The sequence below is a fragment of the Arthrobacter sp. UKPF54-2 genome (genome assembly GCF_007858535.1).
Taxonomy (GTDB): Bacteria; Actinomycetota; Actinomycetes; order Actinomycetales; family Micrococcaceae; genus Arthrobacter.
In genome coordinates, this window is record NZ_CP040174.1 from 2,556,855 (window position 1) to 2,580,305 (window position 23,451).

At 69.6% G+C, this 23,451-nt stretch carries 20 protein-coding genes; 15 read left to right on the forward strand and 5 right to left on the reverse strand.

Annotated elements, in window-relative coordinates:
- Positions 1-43 precede the first annotated feature (43 nt).
- From rfbB to rsmD, 6 genes are read left to right on the forward strand one after another with little or no spacing between them, the layout of a single operon-like run.
- Positions 44-1,042: a dTDP-glucose 4,6-dehydratase gene (gene rfbB / locus E7Y32_RS11770; protein WP_146337275.1), complete on the forward strand. Its 999-nt coding sequence runs from the start codon at positions 44-46 to the stop codon at positions 1,040-1,042.
- 3 nt (positions 1,043-1,045) lie between these two features.
- The gene (locus tag E7Y32_RS11775) at positions 1,046-2,461 is read left to right on the forward strand and encodes a bifunctional dTDP-4-dehydrorhamnose 3,5-epimerase family protein/NAD(P)-dependent oxidoreductase (RefSeq protein ID WP_146337276.1); all 1,416 of its coding nucleotides are present in this window, start codon (positions 1,046-1,048) and stop codon (positions 2,459-2,461) included.
- Between the two features lie 52 nt (positions 2,462-2,513).
- Positions 2,514-3,569: a thiamine-phosphate kinase gene (gene thiL, locus E7Y32_RS11780; protein ID WP_146337277.1), complete on the forward strand. Its 1,056-nt coding sequence runs from the start codon at positions 2,514-2,516 to the stop codon at positions 3,567-3,569.
- Positions 3,570-3,591: 22 nt separating this feature from the next.
- Positions 3,592-4,656 (forward strand): DAK2 domain-containing protein, encoded by a 1,065-nt coding sequence (locus E7Y32_RS11785; RefSeq protein ID WP_146338570.1) that lies wholly within the window; start codon positions 3,592-3,594, stop codon positions 4,654-4,656.
- On the forward strand, positions 4,646-6,895 hold the full coding sequence (locus E7Y32_RS11790; RefSeq protein WP_146337278.1) for an ATP-dependent DNA helicase RecG: 2,250 nt from the start codon (positions 4,646-4,648) through the stop codon (positions 6,893-6,895). The genes E7Y32_RS11785 and E7Y32_RS11790 overlap by 11 nt, the downstream gene beginning before the upstream one ends.
- 60 nt (positions 6,896-6,955) lie before the next feature.
- Entirely contained in the window at positions 6,956-7,582 is a 627-nt protein-coding gene (gene rsmD, locus E7Y32_RS11795) for a 16S rRNA (guanine(966)-N(2))-methyltransferase RsmD (RefSeq protein ID WP_146337279.1), read from the forward strand.
- Here rsmD and E7Y32_RS11800 read toward each other — a convergent pair.
- The 3 genes from E7Y32_RS11800 to E7Y32_RS11810 are packed head-to-tail and all read right to left on the reverse strand — an operon-like array spanning position 7,579 to position 10,447.
- Positions 7,579-8,364 carry a spermidine synthase gene (locus E7Y32_RS11800; protein ID WP_186466979.1) on the reverse strand — a complete coding sequence of 262 codons (786 nt, stop codon included), beginning with the start codon at positions 8,362-8,364 and terminating at the stop codon, positions 7,579-7,581. The two genes, rsmD and E7Y32_RS11800, sit on opposite strands and share 4 nt — an antisense overlap.
- A complete protein-coding gene (locus tag E7Y32_RS11805; protein ID WP_146337280.1) occupies positions 8,361-9,569 on the reverse strand; it encodes an aminotransferase class I/II-fold pyridoxal phosphate-dependent enzyme in 1,209 nt (402 codons plus the stop codon). The genes E7Y32_RS11800 and E7Y32_RS11805 overlap by 4 nt, the downstream gene beginning before the upstream one ends.
- Complete coding sequence (locus E7Y32_RS11810; protein ID WP_146337281.1) at positions 9,566-10,447, reverse strand: SDR family NAD(P)-dependent oxidoreductase; 882 nt, start codon at positions 10,445-10,447, stop codon at positions 9,566-9,568. The genes E7Y32_RS11805 and E7Y32_RS11810 overlap by 4 nt, the downstream gene beginning before the upstream one ends.
- Positions 10,448-10,495: 48 nt before the next feature.
- On the opposite strand from E7Y32_RS11810, the gene coaD reads away from it, so the two are divergent.
- From coaD to ftsY, 7 genes are all read left to right on the forward strand, one after another.
- Positions 10,496-10,990: a pantetheine-phosphate adenylyltransferase gene (gene coaD, locus E7Y32_RS11815; RefSeq protein WP_146337282.1), complete on the forward strand. Its 495-nt coding sequence runs from the start codon at positions 10,496-10,498 to the stop codon at positions 10,988-10,990.
- A gap of 182 nt (positions 10,991-11,172) precedes the next feature.
- A complete protein-coding gene (locus E7Y32_RS11820; RefSeq protein ID WP_146337283.1) occupies positions 11,173-11,697 on the forward strand; it encodes a DUF177 domain-containing protein in 525 nt (174 codons plus the stop codon).
- A gap of 36 nt (positions 11,698-11,733) precedes the next feature.
- The gene (gene rpmF / locus E7Y32_RS11825) at positions 11,734-11,937 is read left to right on the forward strand and encodes a 50S ribosomal protein L32 (protein WP_056738282.1); all 204 of its coding nucleotides are present in this window, start codon (positions 11,734-11,736) and stop codon (positions 11,935-11,937) included.
- Between the two features lie 21 nt (positions 11,938-11,958).
- On the forward strand, positions 11,959-12,714 hold the full coding sequence (rnc, locus tag E7Y32_RS11830; protein ID WP_261382427.1) for a ribonuclease III: 756 nt from the start codon (positions 11,959-11,961) through the stop codon (positions 12,712-12,714).
- Between the two features lie 7 nt (positions 12,715-12,721).
- A complete protein-coding gene (gene mutM / locus E7Y32_RS11835) occupies positions 12,722-13,699 on the forward strand; it encodes a bifunctional DNA-formamidopyrimidine glycosylase/DNA-(apurinic or apyrimidinic site) lyase (protein ID WP_146337284.1) in 978 nt (325 codons plus the stop codon).
- A 103-nt stretch (positions 13,700-13,802) separates the two neighbouring features.
- Positions 13,803-17,393, forward strand: a complete 3,591-nt coding sequence (smc, locus tag E7Y32_RS11840; RefSeq protein WP_186466980.1) for a chromosome segregation protein SMC — start codon at positions 13,803-13,805, stop codon at positions 17,391-17,393.
- 78 nt (positions 17,394-17,471) lie between these two features.
- Positions 17,472-18,680 (forward strand): signal recognition particle-docking protein FtsY, encoded by a 1,209-nt coding sequence (ftsY, locus tag E7Y32_RS11845; RefSeq protein WP_146337285.1) that lies wholly within the window; start codon positions 17,472-17,474, stop codon positions 18,678-18,680.
- Here ftsY and E7Y32_RS11850 read toward each other — a convergent pair.
- A complete protein-coding gene (locus E7Y32_RS11850) occupies positions 18,677-19,924 on the reverse strand; it encodes an MFS transporter (protein ID WP_146337286.1) in 1,248 nt (415 codons plus the stop codon). The genes ftsY and E7Y32_RS11850 overlap by 4 nt on opposite strands.
- A gap of 277 nt (positions 19,925-20,201) precedes the next feature.
- Here E7Y32_RS11850 and E7Y32_RS11855 point away from each other — a divergent pair, with 277 nt between their 5' ends.
- Together E7Y32_RS11855 and E7Y32_RS11860 are read left to right on the forward strand one after the other, a co-directional pair.
- Positions 20,202-21,572, forward strand: coding sequence for an ammonium transporter (locus tag E7Y32_RS11855; RefSeq protein WP_146337287.1), 1,371 nt, complete (start codon positions 20,202-20,204; stop codon positions 21,570-21,572).
- Positions 21,569-21,907, forward strand: a complete 339-nt coding sequence (locus tag E7Y32_RS11860; RefSeq protein WP_136322366.1) for a P-II family nitrogen regulator — start codon at positions 21,569-21,571, stop codon at positions 21,905-21,907. Before E7Y32_RS11855 ends, E7Y32_RS11860 begins: the two co-directional genes overlap by 4 nt.
- 130 nt (positions 21,908-22,037) lie before the next feature.
- On the opposite strand, the gene E7Y32_RS11865 is transcribed toward E7Y32_RS11860, so the two are convergent.
- Entirely contained in the window at positions 22,038-23,426 is a 1,389-nt protein-coding gene (locus E7Y32_RS11865; RefSeq protein ID WP_146337288.1) for a glucose-6-phosphate dehydrogenase, read from the reverse strand.
- Positions 23,427-23,451 lie beyond the last annotated feature (25 nt).

Below are 23,451 nucleotides of genomic sequence, written 5' to 3' on the forward strand. Positions count from 1 at the left end.
TTGAGGTTTATCGGAGTTACCGCAACAGGTAGGGTCTTGGAATATGCAGCGACTACTGATTACCGGTGGTGCAGGTTTCATCGGTGCTAACTTCGTCCGCCATGTCCTGGCGCACACCGGCGATCACGTCACGGTGCTCGACAAACTCACTTATGCCGGGAACCGGAAGTCACTGGAAGGGCTGCCGGAGGAGCGGTTCCGCTTTGTGCACGGTGACATTTGCGACGCGGCCCTGGTGGATGCGCTGGTGGCGGGGGCCGACGTCGTGGTCCACTACGCCGCCGAGTCGCACAACGACAACTCACTGCACGATCCGCGTCCCTTCCTGGACACCAACGTCGTCGGCACGTACACCCTGATCGAGGCTGCGCGAAGGCACGGAACGCGCTTCCACCACATTTCCACCGACGAGGTCTACGGCGACCTTGAACTCGACGATCCCGGGCGGTTCACCGAGTCCACCCCGTATAACCCGTCCAGCCCGTATTCCTCAACCAAGGCCGCCTCGGACCTGCTGGTGCGCGCCTGGGTGCGGTCCTTCGGCCTGCAGGCGACCATCAGCAACTGCTCCAACAACTTCGGTCCCTATCAGCACGTGGAGAAGTTCATCCCGCGCCAGATCACCAACGTCCTCGACGGAATCCGGCCCAAGCTGTACGGCCGGGGCGAGAACGTCCGGGACTGGATCCACGCTAACGACCACTCCTCCGCTGTCCTGGCCATCATCGTCGGGGGCCGGATCGGAGAGACGTACCTGATCGGCGCCGACGGCGAACGGAGCAACCGGGACGTCGTGGAGCTGATCCTCAAGCAGTTGGGCCAGGCCGCGGACGCCTACGACCTGGTGGTTGACCGGCCCGGCCACGACCTGCGCTACGCGATCGACTCGTCCAAGCTCCGCGCCGAGCTCGGCTGGGAGCCGCGGTTCTCCAACTTCGAGGCCGGGCTCGAGGACACCATCGACTGGTACCGGAACAACGAGGACTGGTGGCGCCCGCAGAAGGCCGCAACCGAAGCCAGATACGCGGAACAGGGCCAATAAGCCATGCCGATCGAATTCGGGAAGCAGCTCACAGCCCACCCCACCCCGATTCCCGGCGTCGTGCTCTATGACCTTCCGGTGCACGGGGACAGCCGGGGCTGGTTCAAGGAGAACTGGCAGCGCGAAAAAATGCTCGCCGTGGGCCTGCCAGACTTCCACCCGGTGCAGAACAACATCTCGTTCAACGCGAAAGCCGGGACCACCCGCGGGATCCACGCCGAGCCGTGGGACAAATTCATTTCCGTCGCGACGGGCAGGGTTTTCGGCGCCTGGGTGGACCTGCGCGAGGGCCCCACCTTCGGGGTGGTCTTCACCGCGGTCCTGGATCCTAGCCGTGCCATCTTCATCCCCCGCGGCGTAGGCAACGCCTTCCAGGCCCTCGAAGACAACACCGCCTACACCTACCTGGTCAATGACCACTGGTCCGCCGACGCACAGCAGCGGTACACCTTCCTCAACCTCGCCGACGAAACGGCGGCCATCACCTGGCCGGTGCCACTGGAACAGGCCGAACTCTCGGAGCAGGACAGGGCGCACCCCCGGCTCGCGGACGTGGTTCCGATGCCGCCAAAAAAAACCCTCGTCCTCGGTGCCGACGGCCAGCTGGGCAGGGCACTGCGGGCCCTTTACGACGGCGACCGTTCCGTTGAGTTCGCCGGCCGCGCCGAGTTCGACCTGGGCAGCGAGGATTCCTTCGCAGCACGGAACTGGCGGGACTACTCCACGGTCATCAACGCCGCAGCTTACACCGCCGTGGACGACGCCGAGACGCCCGCGGGGCGGGCCGCTGCGTGGCAGATCAATGTCACCGCCGTCACCCGGCTGGCCCGCGCCGCCGTTGAGCACGGCCTCACGCTGGTCCACGTATCCTCGGACTACGTTTTCGACGGCAGCCGGGAGGTCCACGGTGAGGATGAACCGCCGTCGCCGCTGGGCGTGTACGGCCAGACCAAAGCCGCCGCCGACGCCGTCGTGGGCGTGGTGCCCCGCCACTACATCGTGCGAACCAGCTGGGTGGTGGGCGAGGGGAACAACTTTGTCCGCACTATGGCAGTCCTGGCGGCCCGCGGTATCAAACCCGCCGTCGTCAATGACCAGACCGGCCGGCTGAGCTTCACCGCGGACCTCGCCGCCGGCATCCGGCACCTGCTCGACACCGCGGCGCCCTACGGCACCTACAACCTCAGCAACGGCGGAGATCCCCGCAGCTGGGCGGACATCGCCGGAGAGATCTACGAGCTCAGCGGCAGTCCCGCCTCCGCCGTGCAAGGGGTCAGCACGGCCGAATACTTCGCCGGCAGGACCGCGGCCCCGCGCCCGGCGAACAGCACTCTGGACCTGGCCAAGCTGGCATCCCGAGGGTTTCACCCGCCCGCGGCCGAAGCCAGGCTGAGGGAATACCTGGCCGGCGCCGGCTGAAGCGCCCGGCAGCCCAACGGCCCCTGTCAGCCCCGCACGGTAGCGTAGGGCTGTGCCTGAAACGCTGACCCCACCGACCCCGCCATCGCCGTTGACCGTGGCCGAGCTCTCCGAATCGGAACTCCTCGCCCGGATCTTCCCGCGACTCCACGGCGGGGACCCCACCCCGGGCACCGGCACCCTGCTCCTGGGCCCCGGAGACGACGCCGCGATCGTGGCGGCCCCCGACGGCCGGGCAGTGGTCAGCATCGACACCCAGGTGGTGGACCAGGATTTCAGGCTCGAGTGGAACAACGGCTACCGGACCACCGGCTACGACGTCGGCTGGAAAGCAGCCGCCCAGAACCTCAGCGACATCAACGCCATGGGCGCCCGTGCCACCTCGATGGTGGTGAGCCTGACCATGCCGCCCGAAACCCCCGTGGGCTGGGTGGAGGACTTCGCCGACGGGCTGAGCGCCGGCATCCGCGAACTGGGCGCCCCCGACTGCGCCGTGGCGGGCGGGGACCTGGGCCGCGGACGCGAACTGGCCGTCAGCGTCGCCATCCTGGGCACCCTCGACGGACAGGCCCCGGTGCTGCGCTCCGGTGCCCGGCCGGGGGACACCCTGGCGCTCGCCGGCAGCGTCGGACGGGCCGCCGCCGGATTGGCCCTGCTGGAATCGGCCACCCCGGTGCAGGCGCTGAACCGGGAACAGCGCGCCCTGATGGCCACCCAGTGCCGCCCTGTGCCGCCGCTCGCAGCCGGTCCGCTGGCCCGGGAAGCCGGCGCCACCGCCCTGATGGACATCTCCGACGGCCTGGTCCGGGACGGGGTGCGGATGGCCGCCGCCAGCCACGCCGTGCTCAACCTGGACCCCGCGGTGCTGAAGGAGCTCGCGGCGCCGCTGGAGCCGGCCGCCGCCCTGCTGGGCGCGGACCCGCTGGACTGGGTGCTCGGCGGCGGCGAGGACCACGGCCTGCTGGCTGCCTTCCCGGCGGGCGTTCAGCTGCCTCCCGGTTTCACTGCGATAGGCTCGGTAGAAGCCCCTGCACCAACGGACAGCACGGGCGTGACAATAGCGGGCCGGCCCGCTGACACTGTGGGATGGGATCACTTTGCAGACTAAAATTGCCGCCAACGCGCAAGCGATGAAGCGGTGGTTGGGCAAGGCGGAAACAACGCTTGGGAACCACAGCGACCGCCTGAACGCCATCAATATCTTCCCCGTCGCCGACGGCGACACCGGAACCAACCTCTACCTCACGGTGCGCGCCGCCGCCCGGGCCCTCCACGACGTTGCCACCGACACTGCCGCCCTGCCCCAGCTCAGCGCCGACACCCCGGTGCACGCGGTGGGCGCGCCGGATCCGGCCCAGAACGACGTCGGCGCCGTCCTGGCGCGGGCCGGCCAGGCCGCGATCGAGCAGGCGCGCGGCAACTCCGGCACACTGTTCGCCGTCTTCCTCTGTGCCGCGGCCGAACCCCTGGCCGGGCACACCCGGCTCAGCTCGCCGCTGCTGGCCGCCGCGCTCAACCGCGCCCAGATCCGGGCCTGGTCCGCGCTGAGCGACCCGGTCCCGGGCACCATGCTCTCCGTGATGGAGGCCGCCGCCCGCGCCGCCGCCGCCGTCGACGCCGAGCACGACGGCGACGACAGCAACCACACCCTCGGCCTGGCCCTCGACGCCGCCGTCGAGGCCGCCCTGGCCGCCGTGGTGCACACCGAGGACCAGCTCGAGGCCCTGCACACCGCCCATGTGGTGGACGCCGGCGGCGTCGGGATGCTCCTGGTGCTGGACTGCCTGCGCTCCGCCGTGCTCGGCGAAGAACTCCAGGACCAGCTCCTCGACGGGCTGCACGGCTACGACGTCCAGGACCCCCACATCCACGCGGACATGCCGCGGGACGACGGCGTGGAGCTCATGTGCACCATCACGCTCTCGCCGCTGGACGCGGCCACCATGCGACAACGGCTCGACGAGATGGGCGAGTCCGTGATCATGAGCCAAGTGGGCGGCGACGCCGACGCCAACGGCGCCTACCGCTGGCGCGTCCACGTCCACGTGCCCGACGCCGGCCCCGCCGTCGCCATGATCCGCTCGCTCGGCGAACCCTCGGACATCAGCGTCAGCGACCTGGCCGTCCCGCGTGACCCCGACGCAGGCGTCCCCGACGGTCCCCGCAGCGCGGCCCGCGACGGACATGACCACTGAACTTGACCTCGGCCTGGAACGCCGGATCGGGAAGCGTTCCGCGGCCGTCATCGAGAAACACCTCGGCATCACCACCGTCGGCGGGCTGCTGAACTACTTCCCGCGCCGCTACATGAACCGCGGCGAGTTGACCCTCATCAGCGAGGTCCCGCTGGACGAGGAGGTCACGCTGATCGCCCGCGTGGTCTCCAGCAGCACCCGGCAGATGCGCGCCCGCCGCGGCTCACTGACCGACGTCGTGATCACCGACGAGGCCGGCTCAGGAACCGCCGCCCGTCCCGCCGGGGCTGTGCCCGGAACCCTCAAGGTGAGCTTCTTCAACGGCTTCCGCGCCAAGGCAGAGCTGCAGCCCGGCCGGCGCGCCCTGTTTTCCGGAAAGATCACCCGCTACGGCGGCGCGCTGGGACTGACCAACCCCGAGTTCCAGCTGCTCGATGAAGACCCGGACATCCCGGGCATGGACCCGGAAAAGCTCGCGGCCATGCCCATCCCGGTGTACCCGGCTACCGCCAAGCTGACCAGCTGGTCTATCCAGAAGGTCGTCTCCACCCTGCTGGATACCGCTGACCTCGACGCAGTCCCGGACCCGCTCCCGGCTGAGATCGCCGCCCGGGAAAAGTTCCTCCCGGTCGCCGCCGCGTACCGCCTGATCCACGCGCCGGAGACCGCGTCGGACTGGCAGCGCGCCCGGGCCCGCTTCCGCTACCAGGAAGCCCTGGTGCTGCAGTCCGCCTTGGCCCGGCGCCGCGCCCAGCTGGCCGCCGAGGAGGCGACCGCCCGCCGGCCGGTGCCCGGCGGCCTGCTGACGGCCTTTGACCGCCAGCTGCCGTTCACCCTGACCGCGGGCCAGGCCGCCGTCGGCAAGACCCTCGCCGAGGAACTGGCGCTGGACTCGCCGATGAACCGGCTGTTGCAGGGCGAGGTCGGCTCGGGCAAGACCATTGTGGCCCTGCGGGCCATGCTGCAGGTGGTCGACGCCGGGGGACAGGCCGCGCTGCTGGCCCCCACGGAGGTGCTCGCGGCCCAGCACTTCGACTCCATCCGCCGCACCCTCGGGCCGCTGTCCCGTGACGGGCTGCTCGGCGGCCTCGGCCCGGACGCCGTCCAGGTCACCCTCCTCACCGGCTCCATGCCCACCGCCGCCCGGAAACAGGCCATGCTGGACGCCGCCTCCGGGACCGCGGGGATCGTGATCGGCACCCACGCGCTGCTCAGCGAAAACGTCTCCTTCTACGACCTCGGCCTGATCGTGGTGGACGAACAGCACCGCTTCGGCGTCGAGCAGCGGGACGCCCTCCGGTCCAAGGCGAGCAAACCGCCGCACCTGCTGGTCATGACCGCCACCCCCATCCCCCGCACCGTGGCCATGACCGTGTTCGGCGACCTGGAAACCTCTGTCTTGGACGAACTGCCCGCGGGCCGCGCGCCTATCTCCACCCACGTGGTGGGCCTCGCCGAACACCCCGCCTGGGCCTCCCGGATCTGGTCCCGTGCGCGGGAGGAAATTGACGCCGGCCACCAGGTTTACGTCGTGTGCCCCAAAATCGGCACCGACGACGACGGCGACTTCAGCCCCGGGGAGGCCGAGCCCACCGACGCGGACCTGGCTGAAAACGGCACCCGGGAGCTGGCCTCCGTCACCGGCGTCGTCGAGCTGCTGCGGGACGAACCGGCACTGGCCGGGGTGCCCGTGGCGCCGCTGCACGGCCGGCAGGACCCGGTTCTGAAGTCCGAAACCATGGCCGCCTTCACCGCCAACCAGACCAAACTGCTGGTCTCCACCACGGTGATCGAGGTCGGCGTCGACGTGCACAACGCGACACTGATGGTGATCCTGGACGCGGACCGGTTCGGCATTTCCCAGCTCCACCAGCTCCGCGGCCGTGTGGGCCGCGGCGGGCTGCCGGGAACCTGCCTGCTGGTCACCACCCTGGAGCCCGAGCATCCCAGCCGGCGGCGGCTGGACGCGGTGGCGGCCACCACCGACGGCTTTGCCCTCTCTCAGGAGGACCTCAAACTGCGCCGCGAAGGCGACATCCTAGGGGCCTCGCAGTCGGGCGGCCGCTCGACGCTGAAGCTGCTGCGGGTGCTCGAGCACGAGGACGTGATCGCCCGGGCTCGGCAGGACGCCCAGGCGATCGTCGGCGCGGACCCGGACCTAGCCCGGCACGCCGGCCTCGCCGCGGCCATCGACGACTACCTCAACCCGGAGAAGGAGGCGTTCCTTGAACGCGGCTAGCCCACACAGCGCAGCGAGCGAGACCACAGGACCGGCCACGGCCGGGCGGGGGAGCCTGCCATGAGCCGGATCATCGCCGGCGCCGCCGGCGGCACGCCGCTGGTCAGCGTGCCGGGCTCCCTGACCCGCCCCACCACGGACCGGGTCAAGGAGGCCCTGTTCTCGCGGCTGGACGCCTTCGAGGTCATCGCCGACGCCCGGGTCCTGGACCTTTACGCCGGGTCTGGCTCACTCGGGGTGGAAAGCGCCAGCCGCGGCGCGCGCACCGTTGACCTGGTGGAATTCGACGGTAAGGCCAGCGAGGTCTGCCAGCGCAACGCGGACCTCGTCAACTCCGTGGCGGGGCGCAAGACGGTCTCCGTGCACCGCTCCAAAGTGGAGTCGTTCCTGGACCGGGCCGCCGCGGAGACCGCCTGGGACCTGGTGCTCCTGGACCCGCCCTACCCGCTGGACGAGGTGGCCCTGGCCGCCGTGCTCGCCAAGCTGCTCCCGCACCTGGCCGGGGGCGCCGTCGTCGTCGTGGAACGCTCGGCCCGGACCCCGGAGCCGTCCTGGCCGGAAGGGATGGAGCGGTTCGCGGAAAAGAAGTACGGCGAAACCCGGCTCTGGTTCGCCGAGCCCGGCGTCGACACGCAGGCGGAATCCGAGGCGGGGGAGCCTGCTGAGACTGAGGAGTCCCGCGGCTAGTCCGAAAGCACGTCCAGCTCCACGCCGGAGAGCACCTTCGCCGGGTGCGGTCCGCGGGCAGTCAGGGCCGCGGTCCACACCTCAGGCCACGGTCCCTGTGTGCCGGTCAGGATGACGTTGCCGGGATAGCGGCCGGCGAACATTCCCGCCTCGGCAAACGCGGACACATCCGCCATTGCCCGGCGCAGCGCGGCCACCTGGCTGCGCACCAGGGTCAGGCCCGGCTCGTCGCCGACATTGACGATCAGCACGCCGCGCGCGGTCAGCCGGGCGGCGGCCTCCTGGTAGAACTCCGTGGTTGCGATGTGGGCAGGCGCTTCCGGGCCGGAGAAGATGTCCAGGATCACGACGTCGAACCGCAGGTCCGCGGGCAGTGTGGCCAGGGACTCCCTGGCGTCCCCGATCACGGTGTGCAGCGCGGTGCCCTCCGGCATCGGCAGGTGCTGGAGCACAAAGTCCAACAGTTCCCGCTCCAGCTCCACCGCATACTGCGCCGAACCCGGCCGGGTCGCCTGGATGTAGCGCGCCAGCGTCAGGGCACCGGCTCCCAGGTGGAGCGCCGTGATGGGTTCACCCCACGGTGCCGCGAGATCCACCACATGGCCGATCCGGCGCAGGTACTCGTAGAAGATGTCTTCCGGGTCGGACAGGTTGACGTGGGACTGCTCGGCGCCGCCGATGCTCAGCACAAAGCCGCCCTCGGTGAACTCATCGGGCTCGATCACGGCGTGCTGGCCCGTGGCCCGCAGGAAGCGCGTCGCCGGGGTGCGGTTCGCGCTCACAGCCTGTCCCGGAGCGTGGAGAGGCGCTCGGCGGCTTCCTCCAGGATGTAGGTCTTTTTGCAGAACGCGAAGCGGAGCAGGCTGCGGGTCCGCTCGGCGCCCTCGGGGTGGCAGAACACGGGCACCGGGATGGCGGCGACGCCCACCAGTTCGGGCAGCCGGCGGGCCAGGTCCACCGAATCGGAGATGCCCAGCGGGGCGGTGTCCACGTTTACAAAGTAGGTCCCTTGCGGGCTGAAGACCTCCAGTCCCGCGGCGCGGAGACCCTCACTGAGGATGTCGCGCTTGAGCCGCAGCGTGTCGGCGATGCCGGTGTAGAACTCCTCGGGCAGGCCCAGCCCCACGGCGATGGCGCTCTGGAACGGCGTCCCGGAACTGTAGCTGAGGAACTGCTTGACCGTGCGGGCGGCGGCCACCAGGTGGGCGGGGCCGCTGAGCCAGCCGATCTTCCAGCCGGTGAAGGAAAAGGTCTTGCCGGCCGAGGAAATGGTCAGGGTGCGCTCGGCGGCGCCGGGCAGCGTCGCGACCGGCAGATGCACGGCGCCGAAAGTGAGGTGCTCGTAGACCTCGTCGGTGATGATGACGGCGTCGTGCCTGGCGGCGAGTTCGACGACGCGTTCGAGCACCTCGCGCGGGAACACCGCCCCCGTGGGGTTGTGCGGATTGTTCACCAGCACCACCTTGGTGCGGTCGCTGAACGCCGCAGCCAGGGCGTCGAGGTCCGGCATAAAGTCGGGGGCCAGCAGCGGCGCGGTGACGTGCCGGGCTCCGGAGAGGCCGATGATGGCGCCGTAGGAGTCGTAGAACGGCTCGAAGGTGAGGACCTCGTCGCCGGGCCCCACCAGGGCCAGCAGCGCGGCGGCGATGGCCTCCGTGGCCCCGGTGGTAACAATGATTTCGGTCTGCGGATCCGGAGTGAGCCCGTAGAAGCGCTCCTGGTGCAGGGAGATGGCCTCCCGCAGTTCCAGGATGCCCTTGCCGGGGGCGTACTGGTTGGCGCCGGCGGCGATTGCTGCCTGGGCTGCGTCCTTGATCTCCGCGGGACCGTCCTCGTCCGGGAAGCCCTGGCCGAGGTTGATGGCGCCGGTCTGCAGCGCCAGTGTGGTCATCTCCTCGAAAATCGTGACGCCCAGATCCCCGGCGGGGGAGAGCAGGTTGGCGCCGGTGGCCGCACGCTGCCAGGGGGAGAGCGGCTGCTTGTTCACGGGGTCCCCGCCTTGTCGGTCCGCCCGGTGAACTTGTCCATCGTGGTGTAGATGCCGAAGACTCTCCCGCCAACGAAGTCCCAGGCCCGGACCGGCAGCAGGCCGCGCAGCACTTTGCCCAGCTGCGCCGTTGCCGGGGCGATCAGCTGCGGCTGGCCGGCCACGGTGGCACGCCAGGCGCGATTGACGGCGTCGTCCGGGGTCATCAGCGGGGTGAACAGCGGGCCGCGGGCGCCGGCGAACATGCCGGTGGAAATGTAGCTGGGGCAGAAGGTGGTCACCTTGAGGTGGTCGTGGCCCTGCTGCTCGAGTTCCAGCCGCAGCGAGTCGCTCCAGCCGATCACCGCCCACTTGGAAGCGGCGTACACACTCATCCGGGGGTTGGATACGGTCCCGGCGGCGGAGGCGATGTTCAGGATCCGGCGCGGACGGCCGCCGTCGGCCATCATGGCCGGCAGGAACGCATGGGCGACGTACATCGGCGCCAGGGCGTTGATGTCCATGGTCAGGGCGATGTCCCGGGCCGGGTCGTGGTCCCAGAACAGGGCGCCGCGCACGATGCCCGCATTGTTGACGAGCAGGGTCAGCGGGCCCTCGGACTGGGCTTCCGCGGCTGCTTCGGCGATGGCCTCCCGGCTGGACAGGTCCACCCGGCGGACGACGGCGCGTGCTCCCAGCGCCGTGACCTCGCCGGCCGTCTGGGCCAGGCCGTCCGCGTCGATGTCCCAGAGGATGACGACGGCGGCACCCTCCCTGGCAACGCGCAGGGCATAGAGGCGCCCCATGCCCATCGCGGCCCCTGTCACAAGGACGACGCCGCCGGCGACGGTGAACGGTGCGCGCACGGGCTCGGCAGAAGAACTCTTAGATGCTGACATTCCGCCATGCTATCCCGGCCCGCACGGCCGATGGGGTAGGTTCAGAGGATGAGACGCGCCGTATGCCCTGGCTCCTTTGACCCCATCCACAACGGCCACCTGGAAGTCATCGCCCGGGCGGCCAGCCTCTTCGACGAGGTCATTGTGGCGGTGTCCACCAACTACGCCAAGAAGTACCGCTTCGGGCTCGAGGAGCGGCTCGACATGGCGCGGGAAACCCTGGCCTCGCTGCGGGGAATTGTGGTGGAACCTGTGGGGCAGGGGCTGCTGGCCGACTACTGCCGGCAGCGTGGAGCCTCCGCGATTGTCAAGGGACTGCGTTCCTCCTCGGATTTCGACTACGAACTGCCGATGGCCACCATGAACCGGCAGCTCACCGGGGTGGAGACCGTGTTCATTCCGGCTGAGGGCCACTACCTGCACCTGTCCTCCACGCTGATCAAGGAAGTCTTCACCCTCGGCGGGGACGTCTCCGAGTTTGTGCCGAAGTCCGTGCTGAAGCGGCTGAGGTCCGGCGAGCCGGGTCCGGGGCACCCCGCGTAGAGGGTAAGCTAGATCGGTACTCGGCGGCCTGCTGCCGGTTGCGCGGCCCCTGCCCGGGCCGGGGTGCGGCGCTCAGCCGTGCGCCGTCCGCCGGTTTGAGTCCGTCCGGAAGTTCAGGCTAAGATGGTACGTCGGTCATATGTTCAACAGGAGTTCTCATTAAACGAGATGCTAGTTCGCCCCTGGCGTTCGACGTCAAGGACCTCGGACGCAGTCCGGGAAGCATGCGGACACTGACGGAACATGTACCCGCGCCAAGTGATCTTGGTGTGGCGCTCATTGGTGTGCAGGAAGGCTCAGATGTCGAGCTGGATCTGCGCCTGGAGGCCGTACACGAAGGAATTCTGGTATCGGGCACCGCAAACGTCGAAGTAACCGGCGAATGCGGTCGATGCCTGGATCCCCTTGCGTATGACCTTGAGGTCAATGTGCAAGAACTTTTCTTCTACGGGGATGCTGAATTCCCGGATGAAGAAGACGAACAAGAGCAACGTCGAGTCGAGCACGATCTGATCGATCTTGAGCCGGTGTTGCGGGACGCAGTTGTCACCATGCTGCCGTTCCAGCCGGTGTGCCGGGAAGACTGCCAGGGCCTTTGCTCCGAATGCGGAGTACGCCTGGAAGACGAGCCGGGGCACCACCACGAGGTCGTAGATCCTCGCTGGGCTGCCCTAGCTGATCTGGCTAAGCCTGACCGGCAAAACTGATTTGTAAGTGTTGGACTAGAGAGAAATGAGTTAGCCGTGGCTGTTCCCAAGCGGAAAATGTCTCGCTCGAATACCCGCGCCCGCCGCTCCCAGTGGAAGGCAACTGCCCCCCACCTGGTGAAGACCGTGGAAAACGGACAGGTTGTTTACAGCCTGCCGCACCAGGCAAAGGTCGTTACCGACTCGGCTGGCACCGCGCTGTTCCTTGAGTACAAGGGCCGCAAGGTCGCAGACGTCTAATCCGCCAATAGGCTGACCAAGATGTCTTCAACTGAAGAGCTTCTGAAGCGTCTCGGTGTCTCTATTGACGCCGGGACGCTTCGTCTTGCTCTGACACACCGTTCCTACGCCTATGAAAACGGCGGCATCCCCACCAACGAACGGCTCGAGTTCCTGGGCGACTCCATCCTGGGCTTCTCCGTGACCGACGCGCTGTACCGGGACAACCCGGACCTGCCCGAAGGGGACCTGGCCAAGCGCCGCTCCGCCGTCGTCAGCACCCGGGCGTTGGCCGGCATCGGCCGCAGCATCGGGCTGGGGGAGTACATCTACCTCGGCCAGGGCGAGAAGCTCACCGAGGGCAAGAATAAGGCCTCCATCCTGGCGGACACCATGGAGGCGCTCATCGGCGCCACCTACCTGTCCAATGACCTGGAAACCGCCCGCCAGCTCGTGATGCGCTTGATCGGCCCGCTGCTCCAGGACGCCGCAGCGCTGGGCGCCGGCACCGACTGGAAGACCAGCATCCAGGAACTCGCGGCCAGCCGCCAGCTCGGCACGATCAACTATGCCGTGGAGGGCTCAGGCCCGGATCACGCGCGTTCGTTCGAGGCCGTGCTGCGGATCGGCGGGACCGACTACGGCACCGGTTCGGGAAATTCCAAGAAGGAAGCCGAACAGGAAGCAGCCGCGGACGCCTGGCGCCGCCTCTCCGCACCGGCCCCGGCCCGTACCCCGGACGCTACGGTGGCCGACGCCGCGGAAGCCCCGCAGCTCAAGTCCCAGACCGGCAGCTAGGCACCCCTTGCCTGAACTGCCCGAGGTCGAGGTCGTCCGGCGCGGCCTGGTGAACTGGGTGCGGGGCCGGACCATCACCTCGGTGGAGGTGCTGGACCCGCGCTCCATCCGCCGCCACGCGCTCGGCGCCGAGGACTTCGCCGGGAACCTCGAAGGCGCCCGCGTCCTGGACGTGGTGCGCCGCGGAAAATTCCTCTGGCTCCCGCTCGCGGACACCGCAGGCATAGACGCAGGAGACGCCGGCACCGGCGCCGGTGCCGCGCCGCCGGCGGCGGCGCTGATGGCCCACCTGGGCATGTCCGGCCAGCTGCTGATGCAGGACGCCGCCGTCGCCGACGAAAAGCACCTGAAAATCCGGCTGCGGCTCAGCCCGGCGGCGGGGATGCCCGAACAGCTGCGCTTCGTGGACCAGCGCATCTTCGGCGGACTCTTCCTCACCTCGCTGATCCCAACAGCCGACGGCGGTCCCGGCGGCCTCGCGGAAACGCCGCTGCCGCTGATCGCGGAGGAAGCCTCGCACATCGCCCGGGACCCGCTGGATCCGCGGTTCTCCTTCGAGGAGTTCTACCGGCGGCTGCGGGCGCGGAAAACCGGTCTCAAGCGGGCGCTCCTGGACCAGGGGCTGGTCTCGGGGATCGGCAACATCTACGCGGACGAGGCCCTCTGGCTCGCCAAACTCCACTACGCCCGGCCCACGGACACGCTCCGCCGCTCGGAGGCGCTGCGGGTGCTCGACGCCGCCCGTGAGGTGATGACGGACGCCCTCGCTGCCGGGGGCACCAGCTTCGATTCCCTGTACGTCAACGTCAACGGCGCCTCGGGTTACTTCGAACGGTCCCTGAACGCCTACGGCCGGGAGGGCCAGGAATGCCGCCGCTGCGCCGGGGCCGGAATCGTGAGCCTGATGAAACGCGAGCAGTTCATGAACCGCTCCTCGTACACCTGCCCCGTCTGCCAGCCACGGCCGCGGAACGGGCGCTGGTGATCCGCGCTGGAGGTACCGTAAATCCGCGGGATTCCGCGGTGAACCCAGTAGATTTAGGGCAGCAAACGCCCCCGTTGCCGCCACCCAGGAGACCCGAAACACCTTGCACCTCAAAAGTCTGACCGTCAGAGGGTTCAAGTCGTTCGCTTCCGCGACGACTTTCGAATTCGAACCCGGCGTCACCGCCGTGGTGGGCCCCAACGGCTCGGGCAAGTCCAACGTGGTGGACGCGCTGTCCTGGGTGATGGGCGAACAGGGCGCCAAGACCCTGCGCGGCGGCAAGATGGAAGACGTCATCTTCGCCGGCACGTCCGGTCGCCCGCCGTTGGGCCGGGCACACGTCTCGCTGACCATCGACAACAGCGACGGCGCCCTCCCCATCGACTACAGCGAAGTCACCATTTCCCGCACCCTGTTCCGCACCGGCGGTTCCGAGTACGCCATCAACGGCGCGGCCTGCCGGCTGCTGGACATCCAGGAGCTGCTCTCCGACTCCGGCCTGGGCCGGGAAATGCACGTAATCGTCGGGCAGGGACAGCTGGACAAGGTGCTGCACGCCACGCCCGAGGACCGGCGCGGCTTCATCGAGGAGGCCGCGGGCATCCTCAAGCACCGCCGCCGCAAGGAAAAGACGGTCCGAAAACTCGAGGCCATGCAGGCCAACCTGGCCCGGCTCAGTGACCTCACCGGAGAAATCCGGCGCCAGCTCACCCCGCTGGGCAAGCAGGCCGAGGTGGCGCGCCGTGCCCAGATGGTGCAGTTCGAGGTCCGCGACGCCCGCTCACGGCTGCTGGCCGACGACCTGGTCCAGCTTCAATCCGTGCTGGAGCAGGACGTCGCGGACGAGACCGCACTCAAGGCCCGCCGCGGCGTCGTCGAACGCGAGCTCGAAAGCGGCCGCCAGCGCCAGGCCGGGCTGGAACAGCTCGCCGCGGAGGCCACCCCGAAGCTCAACGCCGCGCGGGACAACTGGTACCAGCTCTCCTCAGGACGGGAACGGCTGCGCTCCCTCGGCTCGCTCGCCGAGGAACGCCGACGCCTGCTCGGTGCGGCCGACGCGGCCCCCGACGCCGGCCGGGACCCCGAGCAGCTGGAGAAGCAGGCGGCCCGGGTCCGGGCCGACCAGGCCGGGCTGGAAGCGGGCATTATCGAGGGGCGCGCCGCGCTGGACGCGGCCACCGCCGTCAAGCAGGAGGCCGAAAGCGCGGCCGCCGCCGAAGACAGGCGCCTCGCCACCTTGCTGCGGGCCGCCGCGGACCGCCGGGAGGGCCTTGCCCGGCTCGCGGGCCAGGTGGGCGCCGCGAGGTCCCGGGTCGAATCCGCCCAGGCCGAGCTTGGCCGGCTGAGGGAGTCGCAAAAGGCCGGCGAGGAACGGCGCCGCCACGCCCAAAGCGAGTTCACCGCGCTCGAGTCCCAGGTTGCGGGCGTCGAGGACGGCGAGGAAACCCTCGACGCCGAATACGAGGCGGCCACCGAGGCACTGGACGCCGTCGCGGCGGAAATCGACGCCCTCAAGGCGGCCGAACGGGACGGTGAGCGGGAACGCGACGCCCTCGTGGCCCGCCGCGACGCCCTGCAGCTTGGCCTCAACCGCAAGGACGGCTCGGAGCATGTACTGGCCGCGGAGCTGCCCGGCGTGCTCGGGCCGCTGGCGGGCATGCTGACCGTGGAGGCCGGCTACCAGGCCGCCATCGCCGCCGCGCTGGGCAGCAGCTCGGACGCCGTCGTGGTCCGCGACGCCGCCACCGCCGCCACCGCGGTGCAGCTCCTCAAGGACGACGACGCCGGCCGGGCCTCCCTGCTGCTCGCCGGGGCATCCGGACCGGCCGGGCACGCCCCGGACCCAGACCTTCCCGACGGCGCCCGCTGGGCCGCCGCGCTGGTCGCCCCCGTCGGAGACAAGGCCAGCGGCGTGCCGCTGGCCCGGCTGCTGGCGGGCGCCGCCGTCGTCGAGGACCTCGACGCCGCCGCGCAGCTGATCGCCGCCCGGCCGGAACTGACCGCCGTGACACGGGCCGGCGACGTGTTCACCGCATTCACTGTCAGCGGCGGCTCCGCCTCGGCGCCGTCGCTGTTGGAGGTCCAGGCCGCCATCGACGACGCCGCCGCCCGGCTCGCCGCCGTCGGCGCAGAGCTGGAGCGCAACCGCTTCGCCTTGTCCGCCGCGGAGTCCCGCCGTGCCGCCGCCCAGGACCGCGCGGACGCCGCCCTGGAAAAACTGCACGACTCCGACGCCCGGCTCGCCGCCGTGGCCGAACGGCTGGGCCACCTGAACTCGGTGCTGCGCAGCGCCGTCGGGGAAAGTGAACGGCTCGCCGCGTCCCTGGCCCGCGCGGAAGCGAACATCCAGGGGGAACAGGACGCCCTGGAGGCTGTCGCTGCCAGGCTCGCTGCCGCCCAGGAGGCCCCCGCCGAGGAAGAACCCTCGCCCGAGCACCGCGACGCCCTCGCCCTGGCGGCGTCTGCCGCGCGGGCGGCCGAGATGGAGGCCCGCCTTTCGCTGCGCAGCGCGGAGGAACAGCTCACCGCCATCCGCAACCGCGCCGCCTCGCTGGAGCGGGCCGCCGCCACCGAACGCCGCGCCCGCGAGGAGGCGGCTGAACGCGCCCGCCGCCGCCGGCTCCAGGCCGGCCGCGCCGCCGCCGTCTCCGCGGCCGTGGAACAGGTCATTGGATTCATCGATGTCTCGGTCGAGCTGGCCCGCCGCGAACGCGACACGGCGGAGGAACGCCGCGAACAGATGGAGCGCGAACTGACCGCGGTGCGCACCGGCAACGACACCCTCGCCCGTGAACTGGCCGAGCTGACCGACTCCGTACACCGGGACGAACTGGCCCGCGCGCAGCAGCGGCTCAGGATCGAGGCCCTCGAACTGCGCAGCGTCGAGGAACTCGGACTGACCGCGGATCAGCTGGTCGCCGACTTCGGCCCCGACCGGCCCGTGCCGGTGCCGGCCGCCGAATCGGGGGACAAGTGGGCCGCGCTCCGCGCCCCCGTGGACGAGGACGGACAGGAAATTGTCGCCGGCAAACCCTTCGTCCGCGAGGAACAGGAAAAGCGGCTCCGCAAGGCCGAACGCGACCTCGCAGCCCTGGGCCGGGTCAACCCGCTGGCGCTGGAGGAGTTCGCGGCCCTCGAGGAACGCCACCAGTTCCTGAGCACACAGCTGGAGGACCTCAAAGCCAGCCGCAAGGACCTGCTGGACATCATCAAGGAAGTCGACGAGCGGGTGCAGAAGGTCTTCGCCGAGGCCTTCGAGGACACCGCAGCCCAGTTCGTCCGGGTCTTCGCGCGGCTGTTCCCCGGCGGCGAGGGCCGGCTGGTCCTCACCGACCCCTCGGACATGCTCACCACCGGGATCGAGGTGGAGGCGCGCCCCGCCGGCAAGAAGATCAAGCGGCTCTCGCTGCTCTCCGGCGGTGAACGGTCACTGACCGCGGTGGCCCTGCTGGTGGCCATCTTCAAGGCGCGGCCCTCGCCGTTCTACGTGATGGACGAGGTGGAGGCCGCCCTGGACGACACCAACCTGGGCCGGCTCATCACCATCTTCGAGGAGCTCCGCGAGTCCAGCCAGCTGATCGTCATCACGCACCAGAAACGCACCATGGAAGTCGCCGACGCGCTCTACGGCGTCACGATGCGCGGCGACGGCGTCTCCACCGTGATCAGCCAGCGGCTGGGGGCCGAGGTCTGAGGACCCTCCGCTGCAGGTGAATCGGGCAGGTGGATCGGCCGTCCGCGGGGCATTTGGGGTTTGTGAGAAGCTAGGGGAGTGAACGACATCCTCCCTATTGCCCTGCCCATCCTCGTTGCCCTGGTGGTCCTCGGTGCGCTGATTCCGGTGCTGATGAAGACCCGGAAGAACATCACCAACTACCCCTCGCAGCGCGACGCGAATGACCCCGTCCAGGGTCCCGGCGGGGGCACGCTGCTGGAGGACCGCCCGGCGCCGCCCCGCGGTGCGGCGCCGTCGGACGCCGTCGACGTCGAGGCCCTGGAGACCGTCGAGGTGCCGGACAACGTCGCAGGACTTGAGACCGTTCCGGTCGAGACCCCGCTGCCGGTCGCGGGACGCCTGACCCGGCTGCGCGAACGCCTGGTCAAGTCCAACAACATCTTCGGCAAGGGACTGCTCTCCCTGCTGTCCGCGGACAAGATCGACGAGAACGTCTGGGACGAAGTCGAGGAGACGCTGCTGCTGGCCGACCTCGGCACCGAGCCGACGATGCAGCTGGTGGATGCCCTCCGCGAGCGGGTCAAGGTGCTGGGCACGCGCTCGCCCGAACAGGTCAAGGCGCTGCTGCGCGAGGAACTGCTCAAGCTCGTGGACCCCGGAATGGACCGCAGCCTCAACGTCGAGCGGCACGCGGATAAGCCCGCGGTGATGATGGTGGTGGGCGTCAACGGCGTCGGCAAGACCACCACGGTGGGCAAGCTCGCCCGTGTGCTCGTCGCGGAGGACAAGGACGTGCTGCTGGGCGCCGCGGACACCTTCCGCGCGGCCGCGGCCGAACAGCTCGCCACCTGGGGCCAGCGCGTCGGTGTGCCCACGGTCAAGTCCGACATCGACGGGGCCGACCCGGCGTCGGTCGCGTACGAGGCGGTCAAGGCCGGCATCGACCAGGAAGTCGACGTGGTCATGATCGACACCGCCGGCCGGCTGCAAAACAAGGTCGGTCTGATGGACGAGCTCGGCAAGGTCAAGCGCGTCATCGAAAAGCTCGCCGAGGTGGACGAGGTGCTCCTGGTCCTCGACGCGACCACCGGCCAGAACGGCCTGAACCAGGCCCGGGTCTTCGCCGAAGTCGTCAACATCACCGGCATCGTGCTGACCAAGCTGGACGGGACCGCCAAGGGCGGCATCGTCGTCGCGATCCAGAAGTCCCTCGGTGTCCCGGTCAAGCTGGTGGGACTCGGCGAAGGCGCAGACGACCTGGCGCCCTTCGACCCCGAGAGCTTTGTGGACGCGCTGCTGAACTAGCCCTGCGCCGGGGTCCGCTGGAATGTTTCCCGGGCCATCACCCAGCCAGCGGCCGCGACGAGCAGCACCCCGCCGGTCACGCCGAAGGCCCAGCCGTAGCCCAGCCGGTCGGCCAGCAGACCGGCGATGACCGGGCCCACGATCGCGCCGCTGTCGGCGGTCATCTGGAACACCGCGAGCACCCGGCCGCCGGAACGCTCATTGCCCACGACGTCGGCGACCGCCGCCTGCTGCGCCGGCCCGAGCAGCCCGGAGCCGATGCCGGCGACGGTCGAGGCCAGCAGGAACCAGGGAAGTTCGTGGGTGAAGCCGATCGCTGCCGTGGCGAGGCCGGTGACGACCAGTCCGGCGAGCATCATCGGCTTCCGGCCCAGGTTGTCCGCGAGCCGTCCGGAGAAGGTCAGGGCCGCGGCGTTGCCCGCCGCGAACACGGCCAGCGCCCAGCCCGCGGACTCCGGACCTGCACCGAGCGCCGCGACGGCGAACAGCGGCACGGTAGCCATCCGGACGCCGAAGGTGGCCCAGCCGTTGGCGAAGCTGGAGACGAGCCCGGCCCGGTAGGCGCTGTCCCGCAGGGCCTCCCGCAGCAGCATCGCCGGGGCGGACGCCCCGGCCTCACGCGACCCCGCGGGGACGTGGCTGAGCTGGGTCTGCACGACGGCGGCGGCCAGGACCAGCGCGGCCGCGTAGGCAAGGAACGGCACCCGCAGCCCGAAGCCGGCCAGCAGCCCGCCCACGATCGGTCCGCACACATTGCCGATCAGGAAGGCCGAGGCGTACGCGCCGGAGACCCGGCCGCGGCTCTCCGGCGGCGCCAAACGAACTACGAGGGCCATCGACGCGACCGTGAACATCACCGATCCGGCCCCGCCCAGTCCACGGAACACCAGCAGCTGCCAGTAGTCCTGGGCGAAAGCGCAGGCTGCGGTGGACGCGGCCACGATCAGCAGCCCGGCGACGTAGACCGGGCGTTCGCCCAGCCGCACGATCAGCGCGCCGCCGGCCGGAGCGAACACCAGCCGCATAAACGCGAAGATGCTGACAATTACCGCGGCCGCCGTCGCGCCGACGTCGAACGTGGTGGCGAACTGGGGGAGCACCGGCGCCACGAGGCCGAACCCCAGCGCGATCAGGAAGGCCGCGACCAACATCACCTTGATGTCCCGGGGCAGGCGGGGGCCGCGGGGCTGCCGAAGGCCGGCCGGGCGCCGGGTTCCGTCGGCTGAACGGGTTGTTTTGCTCATGCTGCTGCTTTCGATGCTGCTGCTGATGCCACTTCTAGTGCCTTGCGGCAGGCGGGGGCGTGATGGAAGGCGTGAAACATAACCGTAACAAGCACGAGACGCACCATTTACTTCCGGGAGGTTCTTGTAACAGTCCGGCAATGTAAATCCTCCGCCGGTGAAACACGGCACCAGCAAACTCTTCTTAGAACGCAAACAGCGTTGGGGCAGGCGGAGCGATCCGCCGGACATCTCAGATCGCATCGAACGTAATTCTAAGCAAGGGAGGACGTGCACCATGGAACTTACCGCAGGTCACGTATGGCTGATGGTGGCAGCAGCACTTGTGCTGTTCATGACACCTGGACTCGCATTTTTCTACGGCGGCATGACGCGCGCCAAGGCCGCACTGAACATGATGATGATGAGCTTCATCTCCATCGGCATGGTCGGTGTGGTGTGGGTGCTCTGGGGGGCCTCCATGAGCTCCGGCGAAGGCTTCCTGGAGATCGTCGGGAACCCGTTCGCCACCTTCGGGCTCGAAGGCATCACCACCCCGGACGGCCTGATCAAGGTCGGCTACGCGGCCACCTTCGCCATCATCACGGTGGCCCTGATCAGCGGCGCGATCGCTGACCGCGCCAAGTTCGGCGCCTGGACCGTGTTCGTCCCGGTCTGGGTCACCCTGGTCTACTGCCCGCTGGCCTACATGGTCTGGGGCGGCGGCATCTTCGGCCCCGAGGGCGAGATCGGCAAGGCCCTCGGCCCGGCCATCGACTTCGCCGGCGGCACCGTGGTCCACATCAACGCCGGCGTCGCGGCACTGGTCCTGGTCCTGATCATCGGCAACCGCCGCGGCTTCGGCAAGGACCCGAACCACCGCCCGCACAACATCCCGTTCGTGATGCTGGGCGCAGCCATCCTCTGGTTCGGCTGGTTCGGCTTCAACGCCGGCGCCGCCACGACGGCCGAGCAGGCCGGCCTGATCTGGGTCAACACACTCGCAGCGCCCGCCGCCGCCATGCTCGGCTGGCTCATCACGGAACGCATCCGCGACGGCCACCCGACCTCGCTCGGCGCCGCCTCCGGCGTGGTGGCCGGCCTGGTCGCCATCACCCCGGCCTGCGCCAACGTCAGCCCGGTCGGAGCCCTCGGCCTCGGCGTCGTGGCAGGCGTCGCCTCGGCCCTGGCCGTCGGACTGAAGTTCCGCTGGGGCTTTGACGACTCGCTCGACGTCGTCGGCGTCCACCTGGTCTCCGGCATCATCGGCACCGTGGCGCTGGGCTTCATCGCCCTCCCGGTCGACGGCGTCGGCGGCGGCCTCTTCTACGGCGGCGGCCTGACCCAGCTCTGGGCCCAGCTCGCAGTGGCCGGCGTGGCGATCGTATACTCGGCCGTCCTCACGGCGCTGATTGCTTTCGCCATCCACAAGACCATGGGCTTCCGGGTTTCCCAGGAGCAGGAAGTTGTGGGTGTCGACCTGAGCCTGCACGCCGAGACGGCCTACGAGTTCGGCGTCGGCGGCCACGGCGGAAGCTTCCAGCCGCTGCACGAGCTCATCACCGGCAAGCCGGAAGGCGGGGCTGCCGAAGCCGCCGCCGCCGGAACCGTGGACGCGGCGTCCAACGGCAAGAAGACCGCAGCAGGCAAGGAAAGTGTGGGGGCATGAAACTGATCACAGCAATCGTCCGTCCGGAAAAGCTCGACGCCATCAGGGAGGGCCTGGAAGCCTACGGCGTGCAGGGGCTGACGGTCAGCGCGGCCAGCGGCTACGGCCGGCAGCGCGGCTACACCGAGGTGTACCGCGGCGCCGAGTACAACGTGGACCTGCTGCCCAAGATCCGGGTCGAGGTGCTCGCCACCGACGAACAGGCGGACGACATCCTCGATGTCATCATCGCCAGCTCGAACACCGGCCGGGCCGGTGACGGGAAGGTCTGGACGATGGATGTGTTCGAGGCCGTGCGGGTCCGCACCGGGGAACGCGGCGCCGCAGCCATCTAGGCCGCAACCCCCCAGCCGCGACGCGCTGTTGGACCGCGAGCGGGGCCGCGATCGGGGGTTGCGACAGCGGGCCGGATACCTGAAAAGGTGTCCGGCCCGCTTTGTCGTTGGGGCTGGCGCTTCGCCGCTGTTACGTCGGCCAGCCCTCCGGACCGGGGGTTCCGGCGGCGTATTCCTCCAGCGGCACGCTGTCGCGGGCCCAGGCCTTCAGCACCGGCTCGAGGATGCGCCAGCAGTCTTCGGCGGTGTCGCCGCGTACGGAGAGCAGCGGGTCGCCGGTGAGGACGCCTTCCAGGACTTCACCGTAGGGCAGCAGCTCGGAGGCGCTCAGCTCGGCCTTGAGGGTGGCCCGGTCCAGGCTGAGGATGTTGCCGGGGCCGTTGACGTCGACGTCGAACTGCAGGGTGTCGGGGCCGAAACCGATCCGCAGCTGGTTGGGGGAGTCGACGCCGGTGAAGCCCTTGGGCAGGTGCGGCACGGGGCGGAAGGTCACCACGGCCTCCTTGCGTTTGGCGCCCAGGGCCTTGCCGGAACGGAGGATGAAGGGCACACCCTGCCAGCGCCAGTTATCGATCGCCACCTGCACCTCGGCGAGGGTTTCGGTGTTGCGCGACGCGTCCACGCCCTCCTCCTTGGCGTAGTCCGGGACCTTGCGGCCGTCGATGGAGCCGGCGGTGTAGCGGGCCCGGCGGGTGTTCTTGGCGTACGGGGCCTTGATGCTGCTGGCGCGCAGGAGTGTGGCGACGGCGTCCCGCAGGTCCCGCTCGTCCACCGAGGCGGGCGGCTCGATCGCCATCAAGGCCATGATCTGCAGCAGGTGGCTCTGGATCATGTCGCGCAGGGCGCCGGCGCCGTCGTAATAGCGGGCCCGGCCCTCCAGCGCGAGGTCCTCGTCGAAGATGATCTCCACCTTCTCGATATGCTCCCGGTTCCACACCGGCTCCAGGAAGGTGTTCGCGAAACGCAGGCCCAGGATGTTCAGCACCGTGGCCTTGCCCAGGAAGTGGTCCACCCGGTGGATGTGGTCTTCCGGGACCAGCGCCGCGAGCGTCCTGTTCAGTTCGCGCGCGGACTCCTCGCTGGAACCGAACGGTTTCTCCATCACGAGCCGGGTCCCCGCGGGCACCTGCTCCGGAGCCAGGGCCTCGCAGGCCAGCTGGCTGATCTTGGGCGGCAGGGCGAAGTACACGGCCACGGGCCCCTCCAAAGTGGCCAGCAGCCCGGCCAGCTCGCCCTCCGCGGTGACGTCCAGCCGGTGGTAGCTGGTGCTCTCGCGGATCCGCTTCAGCTCCCGCTTGCCGGCGGAGTCTGCCTGCGAGTTGGCGTCGGCGAAGGACGTCTCCAGCCGCTCCAACCACTTTTCCGGGGCCCAGTCGTCCGAGCCGGCGCCCACCAGGGTGAGCCCGGGGGCGTGGCCTCGGGCCACCAGCCGGGCCAGGCCCGGCAGCAGCAGCCTGCCGGTCAGGTCGCCCGAGGCGCCGAGGATGAGCAGGGTCTTTACCGTTGTTTGACTGGTCACCTACGCCAGCATGCCACCTTGAAGG

Bases quoted from the DNA above. Each gene is read 5' to 3' on its own strand.
- rsmD (WP_146337279.1), top strand. From the start codon at position 6,956: ATGAGCCGGATCATCGCCGGCGCCGCCGGCGGCACGCCGCTGGTCAGC.
- E7Y32_RS11785 (WP_146338570.1), top strand. From the start codon at position 3,592: ATGAAGCGGTGGTTGGGCAAGGCGGAAACAACGCTTGGGAACCACAGC.
- coaD (WP_146337282.1), top strand. From the start codon at position 10,496: ATGAGACGCGCCGTATGCCCTGGCTCCTTTGACCCCATCCACAACGGC.
- E7Y32_RS11850 (WP_146337286.1), bottom strand. From the start codon at position 19,924: ATGAGCAAAACAACCCGTTCAGCCGACGGAACCCGGCGCCCGGCCGGC.
- E7Y32_RS11810 (WP_146337281.1), bottom strand. From the start codon at position 10,447: ATGTCAGCATCTAAGAGTTCTTCTGCCGAGCCCGTGCGCGCACCGTTC.
- rfbB (WP_146337275.1), top strand. From the start codon at position 44: ATGCAGCGACTACTGATTACCGGTGGTGCAGGTTTCATCGGTGCTAAC.
- rnc (WP_261382427.1), top strand. From the start codon at position 11,959: ATGTCTTCAACTGAAGAGCTTCTGAAGCGTCTCGGTGTCTCTATTGAC.
- E7Y32_RS11775 (WP_146337276.1), top strand. From the start codon at position 1,046: ATGCCGATCGAATTCGGGAAGCAGCTCACAGCCCACCCCACCCCGATT.
- E7Y32_RS11860 (WP_136322366.1), top strand. From the start codon at position 21,569: ATGAAACTGATCACAGCAATCGTCCGTCCGGAAAAGCTCGACGCCATC.
- E7Y32_RS11855 (WP_146337287.1), top strand. From the start codon at position 20,202: ATGGAACTTACCGCAGGTCACGTATGGCTGATGGTGGCAGCAGCACTT.
- E7Y32_RS11790 (WP_146337278.1), top strand. From the start codon at position 4,646: ATGACCACTGAACTTGACCTCGGCCTGGAACGCCGGATCGGGAAGCGT.